Source organism: Pelovirga terrestris, from assembly GCF_014773365.1.
GTDB classification, from domain to species: domain Bacteria; phylum Desulfobacterota; class Desulfuromonadia; order Desulfuromonadales; family Geopsychrobacteraceae; genus Pelovirga; species Pelovirga terrestris.
On record NZ_JACWUN010000015.1, the window covers coordinates 1 to 23,694 of the forward strand.

Below are 23,694 nucleotides of genomic sequence, written 5' to 3' on the forward strand. Positions count from 1 at the left end.
AGCGGGACTGTTCAGTTACATAGAGCAGTTCCATCGTTTTCAACACACTTCGTGAACCGCCGTATACGGAACCGTACGTACGGTGGTGTGGGAGGACGGCAGGGGCGACCCTGCCTCCTACCCGATGTGGAAATCAGGTTAATCTTAACGCTGAGATCTTCGTTAGATTAATCACCACACCGATTCACGCATATAGATCAGGCGAGGGTTGCCTTTGAAGATGCCGAAGGTGGCTTTGGCGGTGGGGTTTGTTTGGTTGCCGTCATTATTCCAGTCGTACAGCAGCCAGGGATAATCGCTATCGACATTAGTGCGCACATAAAAACTTCCATCATTTTCAGCTCCGGGAAAAGCGAACACTAAGCCTGCATCACCACTATCCACAGGAGAGTTCCCTATTGTAGCTGACGTACTACCATTGCCAACTGCAATGCTATTTGTTCCATTAAGCCATCCAGTTTCATCATCAATATCCAGGTTCAGCTGCAAATGATCTGCGAGGTTTAGTTCTGTACAGTCATCATCCGTGTTGGCCTGAAACCATCCCTGATAAAAGTATTCAGTTTTCATTGGCACATTTAGGTCTAACAACTCAGAACCATAGGCATTTTCAAGACTAACGCGACCGTAGCGGATTTCTGTGCCGCCCACTTCAACATCCAGAGGCAGCCCGATGGCAGAAACACCATCGATGTCTTCAATACTGTCCAATTGCAATAAAATTCGCGAATCAAATGGAGAAATGCGGGCGTTGTCTTTTAGGTACATGTATTCATCGGTAGATGAGGCGGTATAAGTGAGAGTCCCATCACTATTATCAACAAGAGTTCCGATATCTAACCAGTTATCTACCTGTACTTTATTTACTTCATCCACCCCTAATTGATCAACATCAGACCCACCAAGCGGTCCACCTAAACCAATATCCGCGGCCTCAAGTTTAGCGAAATCACCCGTGTAGTTTTGCGTCGTCTGAGCTGGAACCAAGGAATTCAGCGCTCTGATGATAAACTTGGGTTCAGCACCAACAACATATCCCTCTATCATCTGCTCAGTATAAGTAAAGGCATTGCAGGCGCTGTTAAGTGTTCCCGGAACAATATCCTCAATATCAAAGTGATTCGGAATAAAACGACCGATATTGTTACTGATCCCGCCACCCGCCGTGTAACCAAAATAGCCGTTTTCCGGCGCTATGGCAACAAAGCGAAATACCCCCACTTCTGAAGCATTCTGAGGGAAAATAACCTCTCCACCAGCGCCGATATTTCCCTGTGTAACACCAATGGAACCCAAGATACCGCCGGCAGGAGCCATGAGTTCATGTCCGATTGATATATTATTTTGCCGATAGTTAGGGGTAATCGGGTTATCGTTGATGTCGGTATCGCCATCATGGGTCCAGGCCACGCCACGCACTGTCAGATTAAACTCTTCTCCAGCACGGCGGAACACACTACAGATGTGATCACCGCTCACGCACTCGGCGTTTGTGTCTGTCGACAGCACAGCCAGTCCGACCGGGCGGGAAACAAACAGTGCATTCCCTCCCAAAACCAGTCCAGCTTCATCACCGCTGCCGTCAAAGCGAGCATTGAGTCGCATCTGACCGGCATCGGCATAATGAATAGTTGAAATACTGGCGCGGGCATTGCTGTCAAAAGAAAGAGCAAGAGACGTCCCTGACGAAGTGGTCGCAATAGAGGTATCACCAAGACTGACTGCCATGGTGCCGGTATTGGGGTTTTCGTAGGTTGACCAGAAGTGTACCGTACGGGTACCAGTGAAGGCCGGAGCGCAGGAAACACCGTCATCCCCCAACTTGACCGCACGCAGCGTAACAGGACCATCCGGCTTATTGGCGATCAGATCAGGAACCTCCATCACGAAGCCTGCCTCCGCAAAGACCATGACACAGCTTTCGGTGCTACCGTTAAAACATCGGGTAGAACCTGTCGCGGCAGACGATGTCACGACGGCACCAAGGGTTACACTGTCCGGTGTTGTTCGGCGTAAAAATGCTGTTGTTTCGCCCCCGCTAAAGGTCAGGCTGTTGCCATCAACCCAGCCCGAGGGCGATAAGTTTACGGTCACCGAACCGCTAAACAATGATGTACAATCTGCGTCCTCACAGGCCCGTATCGTCACCCCCTCCGGCAAACAGGTCAGACCCTGACCATCGTGGAGCAGGCGAATGTGATGGAGGGAGGGTGGTGGGGGGTCCTCTTCACCGGTATTCGAAGCACCGGGGGTTATATCACCAGAGTTACCGGGAGGTTCCTGGTTCCAGGGACCAATCCCATCAGGCATACGGGCTACAGCGAATGAGTTTTGAATAATAACAGGAATTGTGGTTGCATACTTGTATTCGTTACAAGAAGGTGGTGAGAGCCGTCGATAGTTATTAATAGATAAATAATCAATAGCTCGGTCACTAGCATCAAATAAAACAATATCCATTGCTGGATTTTCATCATAATAAAAGCTTCGCTCTAAATTTTGGGCAAGCACCAGATAAGGGAGTGATGCACTTGCAGTGGACAACGGAATCCTTTCACAAGTGGGCGCAGCCCCGTAACAAAATGAGAGGTACCAACTGCCATAAATGCTCGAAGGAATATTCGCAAGCAGCTTCACTTCGACAAATCGGCCTTGACCTGAACCGAGACCTTTGTGGACTTCATTGATGGTTGCATTGCCGAGGTGAGGAGAACATTGGGCCGCAATCACGTCATTATTGAAAGATATAACGACTAAACAAAGCACGATCAACAAACAAAAACCCATACGCCTTCTGTTTTTTTTCTCCATTAAGGATCTCATTTCCACAGTTTGTAGCCTCCTGAATTTAGGGGGATGGTCTCAGGAAACCAACCTTCATCTCCACACTCCTTGATACAAAACTAACATCACCGTAGGTGCCGTATTTTGCCGTTGCTTTAATGTTATAAACAACATAGTCCAGCCCGGCTTCGTTAAATGAGTCAGGGTCCTCGCAGGCAACCTCAACGTCAAAACCATCAATCTGCATATTCCCAGAACACGACTTCCCGGCACTAGCCCATGCCGCGCCCCATTCCAAGCCACTGCGAGCAGCGTGGTAGGCTCTAGCCCCTTGCAGGGCCATGACTCCGGTCGAGGTCTGCACACCGATCAGGCGCACCATCACCATCCCCAGCAGTCCGAGAACAACGAGGATAAAGACGGCCTGCACCAGAGTGAAGCCTTTTTGATCTAGTCCATTCATGGCGCGTTCACCACATGAACCTGATGCAGCAAAGTGATCTCTTCCTCTGCCTCTTCCAGGGTCAGTTTCAGGGTCACCAGACCGGCGCGTTGGGTGGCGCCGGGGTTGTAGGTGAATTTACAATCAATGACATTGCGGGTAACCAAATCTCCATTCCGAGTCAGAGTGCTTCCGTCACAGGTATAAGTAACAGATGAATCATTTCGTTCAAGAATGTAAAAGCGCTGTTGCGGTGAGGGCTGAGGAAACTGCCAGGGAGACATAAGCGTTACGATGTGCGGTGCGACCGGATCAATGGAGGCGACGCCCTGCCGGTTCCCCGTGTCCGCAGGTGACGTATTGTACACCACCATATCCAGGGGAATTCCGGCGGCCAGCCTTTCCAGTATACCATTATTGGGTGCACCCAACATTTCAAAACTATCATCTGTGGTATTGAATTTAAGCGTATCATTGAAACCGGGGCCCGGATATCTTCGATAACGCCCACCATCAATTGAGACTTCCATGGTTAAAGATAGGGCATCATTAACAGCAGGGATACTGTTGGGCAAGGCATGCCGGATATCACGCTGCATGCGCCGCAGGGCCATTTCCGCCTGATCGACCAGCTTTGCCCGGCGTGACAGATCGACATAGCCCCTCACCGGAGCAACGATAAACTGCCCCCCCAGTGCTGACAGAATACCGACGATAACAATCACCACCACCAGTTCGATCAGGGTGAAACCCGTAGGGGCACGGCGTGCCGTGCCCGATTTTATTGTCGTTTTCAATCCCGATTCCATATATACCTGTGCACCAAGGGCACGGCACGCCGTGCCCCTACGATTATCAATAATCCGTCCGGTAGCTGGTCAAGGTAATTTCTTCTCCTGCAGGGTTTTTCACAGTAACATCGATACGCAGGGCATCATTTGACGAACTATCTGCAACAAACCCATCTGCGGTTATCCGCTGTTTGCTTATAGTCACCCAAACATGGTATCCACCCAGCCCTTCAATTGGCTCATCCGGTGTGATGAGATTTCTGGCCCCTTCGTCGTCCAATCCATTGTAATCGCACACATTGTCATAGCGATCGCGGCTTGCTTCTTTCGCAGGACAAACATCACCCGTGTCCGGGTCACGAAACTCCTTCAACGCAATCTCTTCCATGTAGGCTTCGGCAATGGCAATCGCCTGATGGCGCAACACCGGATCAGCAGAATGGCGCGTGGTGTAATTGATCACCGACATCACACCCACCAGCGCCACGGAGATGACAATCATCACCACAATCAGCTCAATCAGGGTCAGACCTTGCTGGTTATTTTTCATGGCGCATCCACATAGCCGGTTTCTGCGACAATGGTAATGGCATGAGTGCCCACGTTGATCGTCGTACCGGCATCACTGCGCCCCATCGCGTTAAAAATGATACTGGCTGTCGGACTGATAGTGACACCGGGAAAGCTGCCACTAGTCACCGGGTGGCCGCTGATGACGGTAAAGGTTCCGGTATGACAGTCGCCTGCCCGCTGTTTTATCGCATAGCCACCAGCCGCCAACGCTACCTGGACCTCACAGCCACTCGCCACCGCCAATTTCTGCGCGTAGCGCAAAGCACTCGCCACCTCATCATAAGCCGCACGTTCTTTGTAGGTATCCAGATCAAAAAATACCGGCACAGCAACCGCCGCCAGAATGCCGAGGATCACCATGACCACCACCAGTTCGATCAGGGTGAAAGCTCGTTTCGAAGCTATTCTTGGGGAAATGGACATAGCTTGTGACCTGATTTATTTAACGTAAGATTATCTACGCAAAACGGAGCCATAAGGCTCCGTTTTAGTTGAAACAAATCTACCCTTACATCCCATATCAAACCTGCCTACAGACAAGCATCAGTAATGTCAATGTCGGGTGGTGTAGTTGCATTCGCGGCTTCTACATAGGAAACTCGGCAATTAGTTCTTGTCGCGTCCGACCCAAGATAAAAGTAAGAAGGATCTGTAGCACCAGCACCAGCAACAAAGAAGAAACCTTCAGCATTGACAGCATCTTCTATTGTAACTCTGGAGGGGTAGCCAAATACCAGCCCAACATTTCCCCCATCCATTTGAATTGTTCCAACTGTTCCAGCTTGATCTTTTACCAGAGCTTGTGCTCTTGCCAAAGAAGCTGCACTTTGAACGGCGCCGTACATTCCATTTATTGTCGCCTTTCTGGCATCAACCTGCATATCCACGAACTTAGGCACCGCCACCGCCGCCAGTATCCCGAGGATAACGATAACGACGACCAGTTCAATCAGGGTAAAACCTTGTTGATTTTTCATGCTGCTGCGCTCCTTTGTTTCCTGTTGAGTTAATTGTGACATTCCTGTTACACCATCTTCAAAATACGTCACCCCCAGGGCGATACCCAACGATAGGGGTGGATTGTTTTTAATTCCAGTCCGCTGACTTGCTTATAAACCGTTTCTCCTGACTGCCGTTCCGTGAACAGGGCTTCCAGCCGGAATTCCGCTCGCGCCGGGCTATCCAGTTCCGATTCGAAATAGAACCGGTTGCGCGCCAGATAGATCAGAACACCCCTGCTCTTATCGAAATACCAGCGTCCCTTCTTTAGTTCTAAATCGACCTGCTCAACAACGCCCCCATAGTTTTCAGGCGGTGCCACCAGCAGGACCATCGGGTTACCACCGGTCCATCCTTCAAGCTCCGCCATTCTGCCGCCGGCATAGTGAGCGGCGATCTGCAGGCCGATGGCAGTGCGCATGGCGCTGACATCGCGCTCCATAGTGGTGCGTTCAATATCCACCATCAGTTTGTAATAATAATGCAGGGCAACCAAACCAACTACACTGATCACCAGAACGACCACAGCCAGTTCAAGCAGGGTCAGGCCACGCTGATGCTTGCTGTGCATAATCGGCCCATAATTAATTTTCACTTATGTAATGTCTCTCATTTTTCTTCATGTGTCAAGCACAACAATTAGATTTTTTTATTTATCTAGGTTGCATATATTAAAAAATTTACCTATCCAGCACCCAAAGCAGGTGCGTTTTTTAGTTTTTTAGCCACCAAGGCTCCAAGACCACCAAGAGAGGCAAAAAATAAGATTTTGATTAACTGAACAAGAGGCCTCACCCTGATTTTCTTGGTGTTCTTGGAGATTTGGTGGCTGATTCATATTACCTTGGTGACACTATGTCATTTTGTGCGTAGTCAGGATCCAGGATGCAAGGATCGTATCAAATCCAACCCTCTATCGCGCGATGCTCGCCAGATTCCACATCGGCAAAAACACCCCCAACGCCAACACCAGCACCATAACACCAATGATAACGATCATGATCGGCTCGATGGCGCTGGAAAGGTTCTTCAGATCGTAATCGACCTCGCGCTCGTAAAACTCCGCCACATCTTCGAGCATGGTATCAACGGAACCGGATTCTTCTCCAACGGCCAGCATCTGCAGCACCAGCGGGGTGAACATGCCGGTTTTAGTGGCGCTGCGGGTCAGGGTTTCTCCGCGTTCGATCCCGTTGCGGATCATTTCGATCTTTCCCCCCACATAGGTGTTATTCACCGCCCGGGCGGTCAGGCCAAGAGCCTGTGAGAGAGGAACGCCGGCAGTGTAGCTCATGTTAAAACCGCGGGAAAAACGCGCCAGGGTGGCCCGCAAAATAATACTGCCAACCAGGGGCAACCGCAGTTTGTATTGGTCCCACAGATAGCGCCCTTTGGTGGTTTTAAGGGCGCGCCGAACAACAAAAACCACAAGCACGAGGGCTACCAGCAACAGATGCCAGTAATTTTGCATAAAGGCTGAGAGCCCCATCAGGATCCGCGTGGCCAGGGGCAGGTTGGATCCGGCACCGGCAAAGACCTTTTCAAACGCCGGGATGACGAATAAACTGACAAAAATTACCGCGAACAGAATGGCGACGATGACAAATGTCGGATAGCGTAGTGCCGACTTGACCCGATTGATGGTTTCTTTTTCCCGCTCAAAATACACCGCCAGCTGGACAAACACCTGATCCAGCTTGCCGGTCACCTCGCCGACCTGCACCATATGGCACAACAGCGGCGGAAATACCTTGGGGTGACGACTGTAGCAGCCTGACAGCTCCATCCCCGATTCAAGATCCTCCACCACCAGGTTCAAGGCCTTGCCGAGCGACGGATTACGACTGGTAGCCACCAACCCCCGCAGGGCTTTGATCAACGGCACGCCGGCGTTAATCAAGGTATACATTTGGCGACAGTAGAGATTCAGATCATCCAGGGTGACGCCGGCATCCAGACGGAACCTGAAGATCTTTTCCAGCGAGAGGGATGTTTTGGCCGGGATTTCGACGATATCGATGGGGATCGCCTGCTGGGCCTGGAACAGGGACGCCAGACCTTCCGCAGAGGAGGCCTCACTTTCCCCCTGATGGTTATTGCCCTGAGCATCTCTGATCTTATAGCGATACAGTGGCATCAGTGATCCTGTTCAGCCGGTTGTTGACTAGTTTCCGTCTCGGCCCCAGTGGCATCAACACTGATCCGTTCCGCCAGGGGGTTCTCCGCCACCTGACCGGCAATCCGCAACACCTCTTCCATGGTGGTCACCCCTTCCAGCGCCAGCTTGAGGGCACTGTCCCCGAGGCTGACAAAGTGGGGCAAGCGCCGCACGGCCAGCGCAAAAGCGGAACTGTCATTACGCCGCAGGGCATCGGCCAACTCAAAGTCAATTTCCAGCAGTTCAAAAATGCCGATCCGTCCTTTATAGCCGGTGTTGTTACAGGAGGGGCACCCCTGCCCTTTTTTGAAGGTCAAGGTTCCTTCCGGCCGCTTGACCTTACCACGATAGCCCTTGAGCCAGGCCCGTTCACCCGGTTCCAGCGAATCACTGGTCACACAACTGTCGCAGATGCGGCGCACCAGACGCTGGGCCAGAACTGAGCGTAGGGAACTGGCCACCACATAGCCGGCGGCGCCCATTTCGATCAAACGCAGGGCGGTGCTGACCGAGTCATTGGTGTGCAGGGTCGAGAGCACCAGGTGGCCGGTCATGGCGGCACGCAGAGCGATGTCGGCGGTTTCCTTGTCACGCATCTCACCGACCATAACAACATCGGGATCCTGGCGCAGACCGGCGCGCAGCACCCGGGCGAAATCAAGGCCGATCTTTGGATGAACCTGCACCTGATTGATGCGCGGCAGACGATATTCAACCGGATCTTCAACCGTGATGATTTTCTTTTCAAAAGTGTTGAGCTGATTGAGCGCACCGTAGAGGGTGGTGGTCTTACCACTGCCGGTCGGTCCGGTGACCAGCACCAGCCCGTGGGGCTGGCTGAGCTGGGCGCGAAAGCGCTGGAGGATATCTTCATTCATGCCGATGTGACTTAAGTCGAGCAGGCCACCGGACTGATCCAGCAGACGCATCACCACCGATTCGCCATACTGTAATGGCATCGTAGACAAGCGGATATCAACGCTGTGCCCCTTCACCCTGACGTTAAAGCGCCCATCCTGCGGCAACCGCCGTTCAGAAATATCGAGACCACAAACCAGCTTCAAGCGAGACACCAGAGCCGTGCCGATGCGCTTTTCCTTCATCACCTGCTCATGCAGCACACCATCAATCCGCTGCCGGATCCGCAAGACCTTTTCATCCGGCTCAATATGGATATCGGACGCGCCGACCTGAACAGCATCTTCAAACAGAGACCGCAACAGACGTACCACCGGCGCGTCCTCGACGTCGGCGGTGGTCAGCAGCTGTTCCAGATTACTGTCGCCCTGGGACAACTCTTCGCCAAGTTCTTCGGCCAGGGAGACGATCTCCTGGGTGCGCCGGTAAACAATGTCGAGAATGCGCAGCAACTCCGATTCATACACTACCGCCAGGCGCAACGGTTTTTTCAGAATCCGGCTCAACTCATCATAGGCGTGCAAGTCGGTAGCATCGGCAAGACCAACCAGCAGCTGCTCACCGTCACGACTAAGGACAATCGCGCGGAAACGGCGGGCGGCGGTTTCCGGCAACAGGCGCACGGTTTCGGCAGCGTAACTGTAGTGTTTCAGATCAATAAAAGGCAGGTTGAGCTGATCAGCGAGGAACTCATGGAATTGCTGGGCACTGACCAGGCCCATCTCCACCAGGGTGTTCCCCAGTTTGGTTCCGGTTTTTTTCTGCCGGGTCAGTGCCGTCATCAGCTGTTCTTCACTAATCACTCCGTGTTTGACCAACAGGTCACCAATCCGTATTTTCTGCCGCCCTCCGGCGGGTTTGTCATTAGACATCATTGACTCCTGTAATGATGCTACAGATACTGCAGCCTCTCACGAACAAACTTTTCCAGATCGGGGCGCAAGCCACTCACATCCAGGGCGGTGCGATAGGCATCACGCGCGCCGGTCGCCAAACCCTGTTGTTCAAGAGCGATAGCCAGCCCCAGCCACCACAGGGATTCACGGGGGCGCTGTTCCAATAACCGGGCATAGAGTTGCGCAGACCGGGAATACTCGCCGAGCTCCTGATAAATCACAGCACGCAGGGCATGATAATCGGGATCCGCCGCCAGCGCCGGAAGCGGATCAGCCTCCAACCGGGTCAGTGCCGGCTGGTACTGCTGCAAAGAGAGCAAGTAATGGGCAATCAGTTTGCGCAGCTCCGATTGGGCCGGATGGAATGTCAATCCCTCCTCAATCACCCGCAGGGCTTGCTGTTCATCGGCCAGTCGCTGCAACACGCCAATCAGCTCAAGGCGCGCCACCAAAAGCTCAGGATTCAGGTGCAGAGCAGTGGTTAAATTGTCCCGAGCGGCGCCCAGATTACCCTCACGCACCTGCTGCAGTCCGCGTTGATAAAGCTGTTGGTCGGTTTCTGCCAGGGGTTGAGTACGGATCGGAGCCGGTGAAACCAGCGGTGAGACCGCCGGTGTGGAATTCGGTGTTGCGACCGACGCAACCGGCAGCGCACTCACAGTTACTGGGGTGCGGATTATGACCTCTGCTCCAGCCTCGACTGCAGCAGGTGTTGTGCCAGGCAATTCAAGTCCGATAAACAGCATCGAAGCAAGGGGGTCCAGACGCTGTGAGGTCGCGATCGGCTGCTCTGCTGCTACGGCAACAATCACATCAAGGCCGGCAGCTGTCGGCATCAGGCTGATATGACGGATCAGGTCATGCTGCGGCTGCGGAACAACCAGACCCGACTGCAGCTGGGTTTCAGGCAAGCGGATCAGCACCTGTCCTTGCTGCGGTAACGCCCGGATTTCGGCGTGCGCCGGCAACGGATTAAAGGTCAGCTCAAGCTGCAGACGCTGGTCTTCTTGAACAAGATTTACCGAGGTTAGTAGTGGGTGAATAAGCGGTGCGGGGTCACTCTTCAGGATTGACGTTTCCAGTGCTGCCGGCTCAAGGGGCGACGGGTTCAGCTCTTCTTGCAAACCGGCAGCCGCAAGGTTCACATCAGGCGCTACCGGTCTGGGCAAATAATAAGACCAGCCTGCCACCAGCAACAGCATCAGCAATAACCCCAGCGCTCCGAGGACCGGCATCAGCCGGTGTTTACCCGGTCTGCTATGGACCGGGGTTGGAGCGGCAGCCGCCCCCTGCTGCGGTTCCTGTTTGCGGCGCTGCTCGAGATCACGCAGCATGTCATTAATCAGGCTCATCGCAATACACTCCAGGCAAACAGCAGAACAACACCAAACAGCACGATCAAACCGGATTCCAATAGATAGGGGGCGACAACGCGGCGAGGAAAGGTCAGGGCTGCATCACTGTCGCGCACCGCAGCTTGGGCATGACAACGTGCGACCCTTCTCGCCCCCTTGCCATAGCTTGCCAATAGCGCCTTGTGGGCCAGCAGGTTAACCAGGCGCGGCACGCCACGGCTGGCCCGGGCAAGACACTTAACCGCTGCGGGGGTGAAAAAATTTTCACCATTTAACCCGGCCACCGTCAAGCGGTGATGGATATAGGCTCCAACTTCAGCGGCGCCCATAGGCGCAAGTTCACAGGTAAAGGTGATGCGTTGGCGCAACTGGCGCAGCTCATTGGCAGCGAGGCGATCTTTCAATTCGGGCTGGGCAAACAGGACAATATGCAGCAGTTTTTCCTTTTCGGTTTCGAGATTACTGAGCAATCGTAAGGCCTCCAGGCTGCGGTGGGACATGGCCTGGGCCTCATCGATCAGAATGACCAGTGGTCGTTGCTGCTGCTTCAGCCGCGCCAACTCACGGAAAATAAGCTGCACCAGTTGCTGCAGGGTTGTCGCCGACGGCAGCTCAAGCTGGAGATCTTCAGCAATGGCACGGTAGAGCTCCGCTGGTGACAGAAGGGGGTTGGGCAGATAGGCGGTAGCGCAAGTGTCCTGAAGTAACTGCAACAGTCGTCGGCACAACAGGGTCTTGCCGGTTCCTACTTCACCGGTGACCTGGATAAATCCTTCACCGTTCTGCAGGGCGATCAGCAGCACATTAAGGGCTTCCTGATGGCCGGCATAACGGTAGAAAAATCCGGGATCGGGGGTCAGGGAAAAAGGTTTTTCCTGAAGACCGTAGAAGGATTCATACATAATTTGAACCTATTGTCCTGCGGTCTGATGACTACCTGTTTGGTAAAGGATACATGCTACCAGCCGTGGTGCATCTGCGGTGTCATCTGCTGAACCCGTTCACGACTGGAATCGATATCACGTTGCCAGTCGGCAGCCGTACGAATCACCTGGGGACGCAGAAGAATGACCAGTTCACTTTTGCTTGAAGACATACGCGTGTGACGGAACAGGCCACCAATACCGGGCAAACGGCCCAATAGTGGCACCCCGGAGCGATCATCGATGGTTTTTTCCTGCATTAGTCCACCGATGACAACTAGCTGCCCACTATCTGCACGGACAATGCTGTCCGACTCTCGCACGGTACTGAACGCCAGGGGCAAGGACTGGTTTACACCGAACAGGCTGATCTGCTTCTGCTGGTCGACAACCTTACTGACTGTTGGGTGAATATGAAGGATGATCCCGCCTTGTGCATCGATCTGCGGTGTAACATCGAGGGCAATGCCGGAGAAGAAGGGAGTCAGAGTAATATCCGTACTACTGTTAGTTGTGGTGCCGGTAGTGGTATCGCTAGAGATATCGGTGACAAAAAATTCATCAGAACCAACCTTGATGACCGCCTTCTGATTATTGACCGTCGAAATCCGCGGGCTGGAGAGAACCTGAACATCTCCTTGGGTTTCGAGCAGCTCAACAAAGCCCTGAAAATTATTAAAGTTCAGCGCCAGGCCAAAAACACCACCAAACATCTGCGACGCCATTTCAGTCGGCAAAGAACCATCAGGCTGCAGAACAATGGGAGACCCACTGCTACTACTGTTCTGGTTAAAGACGGATCCACCGCCGGTTTGGCTTCCAAAAGCGCCTTTGCCGCTATCGGTAATTGCCAGTGCTGCCCAGTTGATACCGGACTGGAAACCGTCACCCAGGGTCACCTCGATAATCTTGGCTTCAATCACTACCTGCCGTTGCATGTTACGCTGGACGGTCTGCAGGTATTCATCGACCTGGCGCAACTCTGTCGGCAGAGCGACAACAACAACCAGACCGGCCTGTGGCTGAACGACCACCTTGCGGCCATCGTCACTGCCGATCAAACCCTGCACCGCACTGGTCAGTTCGGTCCAGAAATCAGTCAGAGACTGGGTGTCGATACGGCTACCGGAGAGACTGCCTTCACTCGATCTCTGGCCACCATCACTTAAATCGCCTTGTGTCACCTGACCCGAGCTGATACGGGTCTGGGATGAACCGCTACGCATCAGGTTGAGGTAGTTCACCTGAAACGTCCGGCTTTGCAAGCCGACCGGCATGACCTGATAGATGGTGTCATTTTTGCTGTAGGGGTAACCGTAAACACTGTAAACAACGCGCATTACTTCGTCGATGGTGGTGCTTTTCAGATTCAGACTGATCTGCCCTTTGACCTCAGGATGGACAACCATGTTGGTACGGCTGCCCTCAACCAGTCCCATAAAAAAATCACGGGCTTCAACCTGATGGGCGTTGATGTCAAAACGTTCGACGTCTGCAACAGTAGCTGCACGGCTCGGTACCGGCGGGGGAGGGATCAGTGCTGAGCGTACTTCGGCTGGAGGTACCGGCAGCGGCACCGATTCGCTGACAGCAGGTACTCGCAGGGCTTCTTCAATAGCCGTCGCCGGCACCTTGCTGCGCGACAAAGGGGCACACCCGACTGCCAGCAATACACACAGGCAACTGATTGTTCCTTGATGAATCCTTTTTCTCATCAACTTGGTCACAACAACTCCTTATAACGGCATGTCACTGCTTTTGGGCTGGTGACTTTTTAACACCACTGATAGTTCGATGCAGGGTCAGTGTTTGCTCCCCCTTGCGCAGATCAACGGAGTCAACCCCGATCCTGACAAGACGAAAGCCACTGATGGTCTGATCAACCTGCAACGGTCTGCCATTGATCACCGCCATGGTACGCTCGGCCGATGTCAATATGACGGTTAGTTGCAATTGATCGCGCAATCGTTCGATCGGTTGCGCATCCAGCTGTACTTCTGCTGGTGGCTGCGGCTGATAGTGAGATGGCCGCAAGGGGTCGACCAGCTGTGCTGACGACTGGGCCCAGGCCGGGCCGGGAATAACGATCAGCAGGAACAGAATCAAACTTTTATTCATGTCAGCCACCCAACCACTCCTCAGACAACCCCAGGGTATAAACGCGTAGACGAATCGTTGTCGTCGGATATTCCTTGGTTGCCACAGCAACCTCTTCCCATACCAGTAAACGCGGCAACTGGTCGAGCTGACGCAGATAAGCCAGTAAGCCCAGATAATCTCCACGCAACTCCATCTGCACCGAATGACGATAAAGACGCAACGTCTGGTCACTGGAATCTTTGCCGAAAGAGATCCGTTCCGCCGGCAGGTTTTCCAGAGAAATCAAATGAAGATCACCCTGCGTGAGCATCTGTTTCAACAATTCCGGCATTTCTGCCGGTGTGACCAGATGTGACACCCCCTGATGCAGTTGTCGGCGTTGTTCGGCCAGTTGCTCTACCAGGTGATCATGCCGTTCACGCAGTTCCTGATCAGGGTCAACCTGGGAACGTGCCATAATCAGGGTTTCCGTCATTTCCAGCTGACCTATTTCGGCTGTCATCCGCTCGATTTGCTGACCGGCCAGGGTTCTCTTTTGGGTCGCCGGTGCAAGCACCAACAGATAGACCGCTGCCACCATCACCGCAACCGCACATAACAGCAGTACTGCCCGTTCGCGCAGAGCGCGCTGATCAAACCACTGAACCAATAGTGTCCACTGCCTGGCCATCAACGTGCTCCTGCCGCACTGGAACCAATATGAAAATCAACATGACCGGGAAATTCCTGCAGGCGCGTCAGGCGCAAATGGGAAAAGGTCAGACCGGAAAAAACGCCTTCGTCGCTCAACCACTGCAGGTAATCGGGCACCCGTTCCGGGGTAAAGGCGCGACCGGACAATTCCACCACCTGGCCCTGACGGGAAAGACGAATCTGGTTGAGCCAGAGTCCGCTATGTTGACGCTGGGCCAGGCCTTCCAGCGCGGCCAGCATTTCCGGATTGCGCCCATTTTCGCGCTGTAATACATAATCGAGGGTCTGTTCCAGCCCCTTCACCTCCTGCTCCAGGCGCGCGACCCGCTGCTGTAACAAAGGGGAGGACTGTCGAACCGGGAATTGCTGCTCAAGCTCGGCAATGCGGACCCGCATCTGTTCCTGGTGCTTCGCCAATGCGGTGCGCTCTGGTTCCAGCGCCACCCCGCGCCAATAACCATAGCCGCCAAGAGCAAGGGTCAACAACAGGCTCAGCAGAAGCAGCAGTCCGGCCTGGCGGCCGGCGAGCGGGACGGGGCGATCAATCAACCCTTGCTGATAGAGATTGATCTGTTGGCGCATCATTTATCTCCCTGGCGCAGGGCGCCACCAATCGCCAGCAGCAGATGATTCAGCATCAGTTGATCAGCTGGATCGGGAACATCCATGACGTCAGCCAGCCGTAATGGCTCAACCCGGGTCGTCAGATAATCGCTCAGATAATGAACCAGCGCAGGAATTTCCTGCTGGGTCTGAGCAACGAGCAAGCGTGACACCGTCGGCAGTTGAAAGGTACTCTCGCAATAATCGAAGGAACGCTGGATATCCAGGACAATGGTATCGAACATGCTGATCATGGCTGAATCGTCCGGATCATAAGCCAGCAGACTGTTCATTCCCATCGGCAACTGCCTGCTCAAGTAGAGAACTCCGTCCCGTACCACAACAAAAAGTCCGGACTGTTCAAGCAGCAACAATAAGGCTACGCCACGTGGGTCTTCCACAAAGAGCTCACAGACATTACGCAGGGCAAATTCGGGGATATCAATGGTCTGCAGACGCTGGCCGGCCGCAGCAATGAGGTCAACCTGCTCACGCAACTCCTGACGCCGGGCCGCAACCGCATAACTCTGTGCCCGCCGCTCACCGGCAAAGGGGGCAATCTGGTAAAGATCGATCTGCGCCTGGTCGGCTGGATAATCAATGCGCTCGCCGATCTGCCAACGTACTGCCTGACGAGCTTCTTCCAGGGGGACATCGGGCAAGTCGAGCTGTATGGTCTGATAAGTATTCAGGGGAAGAATCATATGAGATGGTTGGCCCTGGAGCTTGCCACGGCGCAGAAGCTCTTCAAGATCAGATTTGCGCTGCTGAGGGTCAGTAACCGCCGTCCGTTCAGCGAAGGTTAGACGCGGTGGGATAGCAGCCCCACGGGACACCCCGGCAACAGAAAAGGCATCCGTCTCCAGGCAGATCCCAACGGCTGCGCCCCCTTTTTGACGTCGTTTGAACACTAAGCCCAGACCATCCTCCTGTTGTTATTTTGTAACTATTCAGCTATGTCCTTGCCACAGGACCCTCGACCCGGCACTGAACAGCTAGGTTATTTTTTGTAATTATTAATAATACGGCAAATTAAATCTTATTATAGCTTTATAATCAATAAAAAAAGGCGGCAAATGCCACCTTTTTTTATTGTACACAGCGAAATTAAAAAAACACTATAGCTTTGCTGCCTGCTCTGCCAGATAGGAGGCAACCCCCTCACCATCAGCAACCATCCCCTGATCCCCTTTTTTCCAGCCGGCCGGGCAAACTTCGCCATGCTTTTCATGGAACTGCAAGGCGTCAACCATGCGCAGCATCTCATCAATATTACGCCCGAGCGGGAGATCATTCACTACCTGATGGCGAACAGTTCCTTCGCGGTCGATCAGAAAGGAACCACGCAGTGCCACACCGGCAGGATCCAGTTCAACGTCATAATCACGACAGATCTGATGTTTGATATCAGCGATCAACGGATACTTCACTGGTCCGATACCACCGTTTTCGACGGGGGTATTGCGCCAGGCCAGATGGGTAAACTGAGAATCGATGGAACAACCAAGCACCTGAACATCCCGTTTTTCAAACTCGTCAATACGATGACTGAAGGCAATCAGCTCGGTGGGGCAGACAAAGGTAAAATCGAGGGGGTAGAAGAACAACACAACGTATTTGCCGTGATAATCCGACAGGGAAAATGACTCATTGATGGATCCATCAGCCATAACGGCAGGGGCTTTAATGTCCGGGGCTTTTTTTCCTACAAGTACACTCATTGACAAAACTCCTTGTTTTTATTGATGAGACATAGTGAACCACAGATGTTGGACGTTATTCTAATGATCATTATCTGTGAGTCAAGGACAAAGATAACGAATTTGGTTATTTTTTTCGGCTGCGGGGATGAGCCCGGTCATAGACACTGGTCAGATGAGCAAAGCTGACACTGGTATAGCGCTGGGTGGTCGACAGGGAGGCATGCCCCAGCAACTCCTGAATCACCCGCAAATCGGCACCGGCATCCAGCAGATGGGTGGCGAAGGAATGGCGTAGCGCATGGGGGGTGACATCGGTTGGCAGGTTCAACTGCAACAAACGGCGCTTGAGCAGGCGCTGAATACTGCGGGGGGTGAGACGACCGCCACGATAGTTGAGAAACAGCCCTTTTTCATTGCCCGACGAGCGCTGCTCCAGATAAAGCTGAAGAGCATGGCAGGCAGTCCGCCCCACCGGCAGAATCCGTTCCTTGTTCCCTTTCCCCACCACCCGCACCTGTCGTTGTTCCAGATCGATGGAATCAAGATCCAGGCCGGCTAATTCACTCACCCGCAAGCCACAGGAATACAGGAGTTCACAGATAGCCAGATCGCGGATCAATTGCGGGTACGTATTGACCGGTGTATCGAGTAGAGCACCGGTCTGCTCGGCGCTGAGGACCCGGGGAAGATAGCTCTGCCGCCGGGGTGCCATGACCGCAGCGATGGGAGAAGAGTCGATCACCCCCTGACGCTCGAGATAACGATAAAAGGTTTTGAGTGAGGAGAGTTTACGCACGATGCTGGAACGCTGACAGCTTTTCTGCAGGTTTGCCAGAAAACGGCGCAGCACCAGCACATCAACGCGGGCAAGGCTGTCGAGATTGACCGGCGCCCCATGGACCGCTTCAATAAACACACAAAACTGCCGTAAATCGCGCAGGTAGGCTTTGATCGTATGAGGTGAGAGGTTTCGCTCGACCTCCAGATGCCGTTGAAACAGGGGCAGAAAATGATCCATTGATGTACCTTTTCATGCAGAGGGCTGATTGACGATTGCCCTGACGCGTGGCATACTCCCACCATCTTAAGCCGTTACAATGGTTGCCGTCGAGGTTTTTCGATCTCCCAGCCCGGCCCGGAAATTTCAGCTCACCACCACCACAAAAGGTCACCCCATGAGCCTGACCATGAGCCTGTTATATGTGTTGATTCTGCTGCTAACTCTGCTGCTGATTTTTGACCTTCTGGTTGTGCTGTTGAGTTTCAGTATCCTCTGGTACGAATACGCCAATGCCCACCCGGAGTTGGTAAAACATCGCTGCAGCCGTGCCAATCTGCGCCGCATTATACCCCTGCTCCTGCCGGAGTTTTTTTTCAATTTCACCACCTTGCTCACTGTTCCTTTTGGCCTTTTCCCTGCGGGTCGTCCTCAGCTTAAACGCGGAGTGACCCCGACCCTTCTGCTGCATGGCCTCTTTGTCAACCGGGCCTGCTGGTTCTGGTTCGGATCCCGGTTAAAACGTCATGGCTGCGAAAATATTGTTACCATCAACCTGTCAGGCTTCCACAGTGAAGAGGTTCTAACCGAACTGTTGTCTAAAAAGATTGATGAACTGCGCCATCGGCTGGGAGTTAACAAAGTCAACCTGGTGGGCCATTCCATGGGTGGGATCATCGCTCGCAACTTTGTCCAGCGCCGCGGCGGGCAGGACAAGGTTGATCGCCTGATCTTTCTCGGCACCCCTCATCAGGGCTCAAAGCTCACCCCCTTTTCCTTTATGCCCCTGGGAAAGCTGTTGATGCCCGGATCTGACTTCCTCAGGCGCCTTAACAGCGAACCTGAACCTGCCGGGGTGCTAACAGTCAATATCTACACCCGCAAGGACAACATGGTTCTGCCTAACACCTCGGCCCAGTTGGCCTGGGGAACTCAGGTCGAACTCGATGATATGGGGCACACGTCTCTGCTCTATCGTGCGACCGCCATTGACGCGACTGCTGCCGCTCTCACGGCAAAGCCTGCGGCATAAATGGAAGTCATGCCGCTTACTACCGCACCTGTCCACCATCAATGTGCGAGGAGAACATCCAACCCGCCACCACATCGGGTCAGCCTGACGGCCCTTGACAACTACGACTCCGTCACCGTCGATCAGGCGCTACGGACATTGCTCGCTCCCTTAGGTGGCATGAACAACTTCGTCAAGCCCGGGCAGAAGGTGCTGATCAAGCCCAACATGCTGTCAGGAAAAGATCCGACAAAAGCGGTAACGACCCATCCGCAAATTGTCCGCGCGATCATCAGACAAGCCATGGCTGCCGGCGGCAGAATCTCGGTGGGAGATTCCCCGGGAATTGGCAGTCCTGCGGTGGTAGCCCGCAAAACCGGAATTTTTGAGGTGATTGAAGAAACCGGAGCAGCTTTTGCCCCTTTTTCCCAATCCGTTATCATCCACCCGAAGGGAACAACCCTTCATCAGCTTGACGTGGCAAAGGACATCCTTGATGCCGATGTCATCATCAACCTACCGAAGCTCAAAACCCATCAGATGATGGGCCTGACCTGCGCTGTTAAAAACATGTTTGGCGCCCTGATCGGAATGCGCAAGCCGGGCATGCACCTGCAGGCCGGGGCGGATAAAAAGCTGTTTGCCCGCATGCTGCTGGAAATCTGTGAAGCCCTGCCTCCCACCCTGAACATTGTCGACGCAGTCATCGGGATGGAGGGGGAGGGTCCGGGCAGCGGTGATCCGGTAAAGATCGGCGCGCTCCTTGCCGGCACCTCAGCGCAGGCGGTTGATACAGTTGCGACCGCCCTGGTCAAGATGTCCGCGGAGCAGGTCTTCACTCAACAACAGGCGCTGGTCAGCGGCCGCCCATTGGCCCGCCTGGCAGAACTGGAGTTGGTCGGCACGCCTTTGATTGAACTGCAGATTGATCACTTTCGTGCCGCCAAAATGACCGATGTCAACTTCGGCATCCCCGGCTATTTCGGTCGGCGGCTGAAACATCTGCTGACCGCACATCCCCAGGTTGATCATCAACGCTGCGTCCGTTGCCATGCCTGCGTTACACATTGTCCACCGCAGGCCATGGCGATAGAGGATTTCCGCCTTGGCATTGATTACAATCTGTGTATCCGCTGCTTCTGCTGCCAGGAGTTGTGCCCTCATGCCGCCCTGACAACCCACCAGGGGCTGATGTTGCGACTGTCGAGCATGCTGCGGTGATTTCTGGTTCCCATATTCTGAATTCTGAATTCACAGATTCTAGCTTTAACGACAAAAGGCCCGCGCGCAAAGCACAGGCCTTTTGTTGTTATGAGGATGCTGTCCGGAATTAATTAGCGGACCTGGACAACCTCTTTAACTTCCGGAATCTGCGCCATCAGATTTTTCTCAATCCCCATTTTCAGGGTCATGGTTGACATGGGGCAGGAACCACAGGCACCGGTCAGCTTGACACTGACAACGCCTTCGTCCGAAACATCTACCAGCTCGACATCACCACCATCAGCCTGGAGTGCCGGGCGAATCATATCCAATACATCCTGTACACGTTGTTTCATCTGCTTATATCCTCCCTTGGTTGTTGTATAGCCCATTATAGGCGCGTTCAATTTGCCGGCGCAAGGATCAGATCAAACCGGTTGCCGGTAACGGGATATCCTGTATCCGTCGACCACACAGCAGCTCAGGTTGCCCGACATTTTTACCCTGAATCAACACCTTGAAACTCTCCCCCATCCCGGCCTCCGGGAGGATCAGGCGTTTCATGCTCATGCGCAGCGCTTGCGCTTTGCGTGGATCGGTTTCACGGCTCTGCATCTGCATCAACAGTTCTATGAAACCTAAACCCATCAGAAATTGGTATTGATGACCGAAATAAAGGGGTTCAAGTCCATTTTCTTTCCCGACCTGCTGCAGGGCAGTAAAATCGACGTGGGCGGTCATGTCCTGACAGCCGATATGCCGATAAGGGTCTTCGTTGGTCTGATGCTTGTGATAACAGAGCAAGGTACCGCCGTGCCGCTCCGGGGCATAAAGGTCCTTGGCCAGGTAGCCGTAGTCGATGGTCAGAACAAATCCTTCGGCAAGAACGCCTGCGACCTGTGTCATCCAGTCACGCGCCGCCAGATTGACCTCGCAGCGATTACCTTCCGCCGGGGCAATGCCGATCTGTTCAAAATAATCGACCAGTTGTGGCGTTGACGGTGCACGCAACTCTTCTGCGAATCCATTTTGCCGACTGACCACATAAACTTCCTGCAGCTTACCCTTTATCGTCTGAACCAGATGGACAGGAAAAGCATCAACCAGCTCATTACTCAAAAAGCAGCCGCGCATTCCCGCCAGATCGTCAAGGGCACACCAGCCAACCCGGCCGGCGGCAACATGCTGGTGTAAGGCTTCCTGCTGACGCTGACGGGCATCGGGACTGATCTCGACAATGCGATAGGTTAAGGATTGATAACAGGCGGGAAAATCTTCCTTGATGGCATCGAGCACATCAACTGCCAGGTGCCCCTCACCGGCGCCCTGTTCAGCGACCACAAAATCACCGCGGCCGAGCAGTTGCCACATCTGCTCCAGCTGACGTGCAATCAGATGGCCGAAACAGGAATGCACGCTGGAAGAGGTGAAAAAGTCACCCTCTTTACCGATGCGGGTACGCGCTGAGGTATAGTAACCATAGTCAGGATGGTAGAGTGCCAGTTCCATAAAACGCGCAAAGGTTATCCCCTGCGACACTTCGATCTGCCGCTGCAACCAGCTGATAAATTCCGGCTTTTCTTCAACGGATGTGACTGTCATGATTGATATCCATGCCCTATTGATATTCAAGACGCGGATTATTCCATCCCCCCTGGCGAATTACAACCCTTAAAGTCACCATGGGACTGCAGGCATGTCAAATGGCTGCTACCATCCTGTTGCCCAACGGTGAGGTGACTTAAGCCTCTGCAACTCGATCACGGCTATTGAATTATGAGAAAATTCATGCGAATATTGGGCCCCTGACAAGCTGTTGAACAAAACAGGCCCCGGCAACGACAGATTTGACCAATGACGGAGAAATTGAACAAATGGCAATCATTACCTTTTCCAGAGAAATGGGCAGCGGAGGAATTCCGATCGCTCAGCAACTGGCTGAAGAAATCGGTTACGAGCTGGTCGATGGTGACGCGCTTAAAGAAGCCGCTTCAGCCTATGACCTCACCGATGCAGCCCTGCAACAGGCCGATGAGAAGCCACCGGCATTCGTCGACGCCCTCGATCGTCAAATCGATCTGAGTGTTCACCGCATCCAGCTCTTTGTGCTCGAACGGGCCCTGCAGGGCAATGTCATTATTTACGGGCGCGGCGGGCAGGATCTGCTCCCGGGCATTCAAAGTGTCCTGCGGGTTCGCGTTATTGCTCCTTTCGAGGAGCGGGTTGGGCGCTGGGCCGAACGGGAGTGGATTGACCCGGATCTCGCCCGCTATCTGGTGCGCAGAAGCGACCAGCAGCGCGCCGGATTTATCAAGTATTACTTTGATCGGGATTGGGAAAATCCCCTCGACTACGATCTGGTCATCAATACCGTACGTATGACCAACGATTGTGCGGTCAAGCTGATCAAAACTGCGGTTGAGGATCCTTACCTGCTGGAAATGAAGCATCTGTGCGAAAATAAAATCAAAGACCTGATCATCCAGAAAAAAATTCAGATTGCCCGCCTGGCAGATGAGCGGATTGACGACATCTGGTTCAATATCGACGTAACCGACGGCAAAGTGATCCTTTCCGGCCACATCCACAGTGATGCAGAACGCCAGGCCGCCCTCGAAGATGCTCAACAGGTCGAAGGGGTTAAAAGTATTACTGATAAATTAAAGGTGGTTCATTACTGATCATCGGTGCCACTGGCTTGGGTGCCACATTTATTATCAGATCAAACGCCGGCGTTGCCGGCGTTTTCTTTCCTTACCACAATTGTTTCAAGGAGCATGATCGATGGCCGGCCACAGCAAATGGGCAAACATTAAACACCGCAAGGGCGCTCAGGACGCAAAACGCGGCAAAATATTCACCAAACTGATCAAGGAAATTACCATTTCCGCGCGTATTGGCGGGGCAGATCTGGAGGCGAACGCACGTCTGCGTTTGGCCGTTGATAAAGCCAAGCAAGCCAACATGCCCAAAGACAATATTGAACGGGCGATCAAAAAAGGGACCGGCGACCTTGATGGTGTCACCTACGAAGAGGGCACCTTTGAAGGCTATGGCCCTGGCGGTGTTGCTGTGATTGTCGAGTTTATGACCGACAATCGGACCCGTACGGTGGCAGAGGTGCGCCACGCCTTTAATAAATATGGTGGCAGCCTCGGGGTCAGTGGTTCCGTTGCTTTTATGTTTGACCGCAAAGGCCAGATTATTTTTGATCAGAGCAACGACTTTGACACCATCTTTGAGGCCGCTCTTGAGGCCGGTGCCGAGGATGTCAAGGACGATGGCGACTGTATTGAAGTGATTGTTGAGCCAGCTGACTATGAGGCGGTACGCAACCATTTAAGTGCCCAGGGTCTGACCTACCAGTCGGCCGAAGTTACCATGATCCCGCAGACGATGACGGCCGTTAGCGGCAGTCAGGCCGAGTCGCTGATGAAGATGATCGACGTGCTCGAAGATAACGATGACGTGCAGAATATCCACGCCAACTTCGATATCGATGACGAGGAAATGGAACGCCTGATGGGGTGACCTGGCCCGGTCG

The 23,694-nt window shown here is 53.4% G+C and carries 24 protein-coding genes; 4 read left to right on the forward strand and 20 right to left on the reverse strand.

Annotated elements, in window-relative coordinates; translation table 11 throughout:
* Positions 1-171: 171 nt before the first annotated feature.
* The 18 genes from ICT70_RS12060 to xerC form a co-directional block, all read right to left on the reverse strand.
* Positions 172-2,811 (reverse strand): DUF6701 domain-containing protein, encoded by a 2,640-nt coding sequence (locus tag ICT70_RS12060; protein ID WP_191157002.1) that lies wholly within the window; start codon positions 2,809-2,811, stop codon positions 172-174.
* 37 nt (positions 2,812-2,848) lie between these two features.
* On the reverse strand, positions 2,849-3,247 hold the full coding sequence (locus tag ICT70_RS12065) for a pilus assembly protein MshP (RefSeq protein ID WP_191157004.1): 399 nt from the start codon (positions 3,245-3,247) through the stop codon (positions 2,849-2,851).
* On the reverse strand, positions 3,244-4,023 hold the full coding sequence (locus tag ICT70_RS12070) for a prepilin-type N-terminal cleavage/methylation domain-containing protein (protein ID WP_224747021.1): 780 nt from the start codon (positions 4,021-4,023) through the stop codon (positions 3,244-3,246). Before ICT70_RS12070 ends, ICT70_RS12065 begins: the two co-directional genes overlap by 4 nt.
* A gap of 58 nt (positions 4,024-4,081) precedes the next feature.
* Positions 4,082-4,567, reverse strand: coding sequence for a type IV pilus modification PilV family protein (locus tag ICT70_RS12075; protein WP_191157008.1), 486 nt, complete (start codon positions 4,565-4,567; stop codon positions 4,082-4,084).
* The gene (locus tag ICT70_RS12080) at positions 4,564-5,013 is read right to left on the reverse strand and encodes a GspH/FimT family pseudopilin (protein ID WP_191157116.1); all 450 of its coding nucleotides are present in this window, start codon (positions 5,011-5,013) and stop codon (positions 4,564-4,566) included. The genes ICT70_RS12075 and ICT70_RS12080 overlap by 4 nt, the downstream gene beginning before the upstream one ends.
* A 107-nt stretch (positions 5,014-5,120) precedes the next feature.
* Positions 5,121-5,567: a type II secretion system protein gene (locus ICT70_RS15130; protein ID WP_191157010.1), complete on the reverse strand. Its 447-nt coding sequence runs from the start codon at positions 5,565-5,567 to the stop codon at positions 5,121-5,123.
* Between the two features lie 68 nt (positions 5,568-5,635).
* The gene (locus tag ICT70_RS12090) at positions 5,636-6,184 is read right to left on the reverse strand and encodes a prepilin-type N-terminal cleavage/methylation domain-containing protein (protein ID WP_191157011.1); all 549 of its coding nucleotides are present in this window, start codon (positions 6,182-6,184) and stop codon (positions 5,636-5,638) included.
* 318 nt (positions 6,185-6,502) lie between these two features.
* A complete protein-coding gene (locus tag ICT70_RS12095) occupies positions 6,503-7,726 on the reverse strand; it encodes a type II secretion system F family protein (protein WP_191157014.1) in 1,224 nt (407 codons plus the stop codon).
* On the reverse strand, positions 7,726-9,537 hold the full coding sequence (locus ICT70_RS12100; protein ID WP_191157118.1) for a GspE/PulE family protein: 1,812 nt from the start codon (positions 9,535-9,537) through the stop codon (positions 7,726-7,728). The genes ICT70_RS12095 and ICT70_RS12100 overlap by 1 nt, the downstream gene beginning before the upstream one ends.
* Positions 9,538-9,557: 20 nt before the next feature.
* Positions 9,558-10,913: a tetratricopeptide repeat protein gene (locus ICT70_RS12105; protein WP_191157016.1), complete on the reverse strand. Its 1,356-nt coding sequence runs from the start codon at positions 10,911-10,913 to the stop codon at positions 9,558-9,560.
* On the reverse strand, positions 10,910-11,818 hold the full coding sequence (locus ICT70_RS12110; protein WP_191157018.1) for an ExeA family protein: 909 nt from the start codon (positions 11,816-11,818) through the stop codon (positions 10,910-10,912). Before ICT70_RS12110 ends, ICT70_RS12105 begins: the two co-directional genes overlap by 4 nt.
* A 56-nt stretch (positions 11,819-11,874) precedes the next feature.
* Entirely contained in the window at positions 11,875-13,566 is a 1,692-nt protein-coding gene (gene mshL, locus ICT70_RS12115; RefSeq protein WP_337906857.1) for a pilus (MSHA type) biogenesis protein MshL, read from the reverse strand.
* 22 nt (positions 13,567-13,588) lie between these two features.
* Complete coding sequence (locus tag ICT70_RS12120) at positions 13,589-13,957, reverse strand: hypothetical protein (RefSeq protein WP_191157020.1); 369 nt, start codon at positions 13,955-13,957, stop codon at positions 13,589-13,591.
* Position 13,958: 1 nt separating this feature from the next.
* Positions 13,959-14,609 carry a type II secretion system protein GspM gene (gene gspM / locus ICT70_RS12125; RefSeq protein WP_191157022.1) on the reverse strand — a complete coding sequence of 217 codons (651 nt, stop codon included), beginning with the start codon at positions 14,607-14,609 and terminating at the stop codon, positions 13,959-13,961.
* The gene (locus ICT70_RS12130; RefSeq protein ID WP_191157024.1) at positions 14,609-15,217 is read right to left on the reverse strand and encodes a PilN domain-containing protein; all 609 of its coding nucleotides are present in this window, start codon (positions 15,215-15,217) and stop codon (positions 14,609-14,611) included. Before ICT70_RS12130 ends, gspM begins: the two co-directional genes overlap by 1 nt.
* Positions 15,214-16,146, reverse strand: coding sequence for a type IV pilus biogenesis protein PilM (gene pilM / locus ICT70_RS12135; RefSeq protein ID WP_191157026.1), 933 nt, complete (start codon positions 16,144-16,146; stop codon positions 15,214-15,216). Before pilM ends, ICT70_RS12130 begins: the two co-directional genes overlap by 4 nt.
* Positions 16,147-16,353: 207 nt before the next feature.
* Complete coding sequence (locus tag ICT70_RS12140) at positions 16,354-16,956, reverse strand: redoxin domain-containing protein (protein WP_191157028.1); 603 nt, start codon at positions 16,954-16,956, stop codon at positions 16,354-16,356.
* A 106-nt stretch (positions 16,957-17,062) separates the two neighbouring features.
* Positions 17,063-17,956 (reverse strand): tyrosine recombinase XerC, encoded by an 894-nt coding sequence (xerC, locus tag ICT70_RS12145; RefSeq protein ID WP_191157030.1) that lies wholly within the window; start codon positions 17,954-17,956, stop codon positions 17,063-17,065.
* Positions 17,957-18,125: 169 nt separating this feature from the next.
* Between xerC and ICT70_RS12150 the strand changes: the two genes are divergently transcribed.
* A complete protein-coding gene (locus tag ICT70_RS12150; RefSeq protein WP_191157032.1) occupies positions 18,126-18,968 on the forward strand; it encodes an esterase/lipase family protein in 843 nt (280 codons plus the stop codon).
* 9 nt (positions 18,969-18,977) lie between these two features.
* A complete protein-coding gene (locus ICT70_RS12155; protein WP_191157034.1) occupies positions 18,978-20,168 on the forward strand; it encodes a DUF362 domain-containing protein in 1,191 nt (396 codons plus the stop codon).
* 113 nt (positions 20,169-20,281) lie between these two features.
* Here ICT70_RS12155 and ICT70_RS12160 read toward each other — a convergent pair whose 3' ends face one another.
* Positions 20,282-20,506: a NifU family protein gene (locus ICT70_RS12160; protein ID WP_191157036.1), complete on the reverse strand. Its 225-nt coding sequence runs from the start codon at positions 20,504-20,506 to the stop codon at positions 20,282-20,284.
* 67 nt (positions 20,507-20,573) lie between these two features.
* Positions 20,574-21,752: a class I SAM-dependent methyltransferase gene (locus ICT70_RS12165; protein WP_191157038.1), complete on the reverse strand. Its 1,179-nt coding sequence runs from the start codon at positions 21,750-21,752 to the stop codon at positions 20,574-20,576.
* 272 nt (positions 21,753-22,024) lie between these two features.
* On the opposite strand from ICT70_RS12165, the gene ICT70_RS12170 reads away from it, so the two are divergent.
* Complete coding sequence (locus ICT70_RS12170) at positions 22,025-22,831, forward strand: cytidylate kinase family protein (protein WP_191157040.1); 807 nt, start codon at positions 22,025-22,027, stop codon at positions 22,829-22,831.
* Positions 22,832-22,934: 103 nt separating this feature from the next.
* The gene (locus ICT70_RS12175; protein ID WP_191157042.1) at positions 22,935-23,681 is read left to right on the forward strand and encodes a YebC/PmpR family DNA-binding transcriptional regulator; all 747 of its coding nucleotides are present in this window, start codon (positions 22,935-22,937) and stop codon (positions 23,679-23,681) included.
* Positions 23,682-23,694: the final 13 nt, after the last annotated feature.

Coding starts and splice junctions, on each gene's coding strand:
- ICT70_RS12155 (WP_191157034.1), top strand. CDS start 18,978: ATGCCGCTTACTACCGCACCTGTCCACCATCAATGTGCGAGGAGAACA.
- ICT70_RS12105 (WP_191157016.1), bottom strand. CDS start 10,913: ATGAGCCTGATTAATGACATGCTGCGTGATCTCGAGCAGCGCCGCAAA.
- gspM (WP_191157022.1), bottom strand. CDS start 14,609: ATGGCCAGGCAGTGGACACTATTGGTTCAGTGGTTTGATCAGCGCGCT.
- xerC (WP_191157030.1), bottom strand. CDS start 17,956: ATGGATCATTTTCTGCCCCTGTTTCAACGGCATCTGGAGGTCGAGCGA.
- ICT70_RS12130 (WP_191157024.1), bottom strand. CDS start 15,217: ATGATGCGCCAACAGATCAATCTCTATCAGCAAGGGTTGATTGATCGC.
- ICT70_RS12140 (WP_191157028.1), bottom strand. CDS start 16,956: ATGAGTGTACTTGTAGGAAAAAAAGCCCCGGACATTAAAGCCCCTGCC.
- ICT70_RS12170 (WP_191157040.1), top strand. CDS start 22,025: ATGGCAATCATTACCTTTTCCAGAGAAATGGGCAGCGGAGGAATTCCG.
- ICT70_RS12120 (WP_191157020.1), bottom strand. CDS start 13,957: ATGAATAAAAGTTTGATTCTGTTCCTGCTGATCGTTATTCCCGGCCCG.
- ICT70_RS12075 (WP_191157008.1), bottom strand. CDS start 4,567: ATGAAAAATAACCAGCAAGGTCTGACCCTGATTGAGCTGATTGTGGTG.
- ICT70_RS15130 (WP_191157010.1), bottom strand. CDS start 5,567: ATGAAAAATCAACAAGGTTTTACCCTGATTGAACTGGTCGTCGTTATC.
- ICT70_RS12175 (WP_191157042.1), top strand. CDS start 22,935: ATGGCCGGCCACAGCAAATGGGCAAACATTAAACACCGCAAGGGCGCT.
- ICT70_RS12165 (WP_191157038.1), bottom strand. CDS start 21,752: ATGACAGTCACATCCGTTGAAGAAAAGCCGGAATTTATCAGCTGGTTG.
- ICT70_RS12150 (WP_191157032.1), top strand. CDS start 18,126: ATGAGCCTGTTATATGTGTTGATTCTGCTGCTAACTCTGCTGCTGATT.
- ICT70_RS12100 (WP_191157118.1), bottom strand. CDS start 9,537: ATGTCTAATGACAAACCCGCCGGAGGGCGGCAGAAAATACGGATTGGT.
- ICT70_RS12095 (WP_191157014.1), bottom strand. CDS start 7,726: ATGCCACTGTATCGCTATAAGATCAGAGATGCTCAGGGCAATAACCAT.
- ICT70_RS12160 (WP_191157036.1), bottom strand. CDS start 20,506: ATGAAACAACGTGTACAGGATGTATTGGATATGATTCGCCCGGCACTC.
- ICT70_RS12060 (WP_191157002.1), bottom strand. CDS start 2,811: ATGGAGAAAAAAAACAGAAGGCGTATGGGTTTTTGTTTGTTGATCGTG.
- ICT70_RS12065 (WP_191157004.1), bottom strand. CDS start 3,247: ATGAATGGACTAGATCAAAAAGGCTTCACTCTGGTGCAGGCCGTCTTT.
- ICT70_RS12110 (WP_191157018.1), bottom strand. CDS start 11,818: ATGTATGAATCCTTCTACGGTCTTCAGGAAAAACCTTTTTCCCTGACC.
- ICT70_RS12080 (WP_191157116.1), bottom strand. CDS start 5,013: ATGTCCATTTCCCCAAGAATAGCTTCGAAACGAGCTTTCACCCTGATC.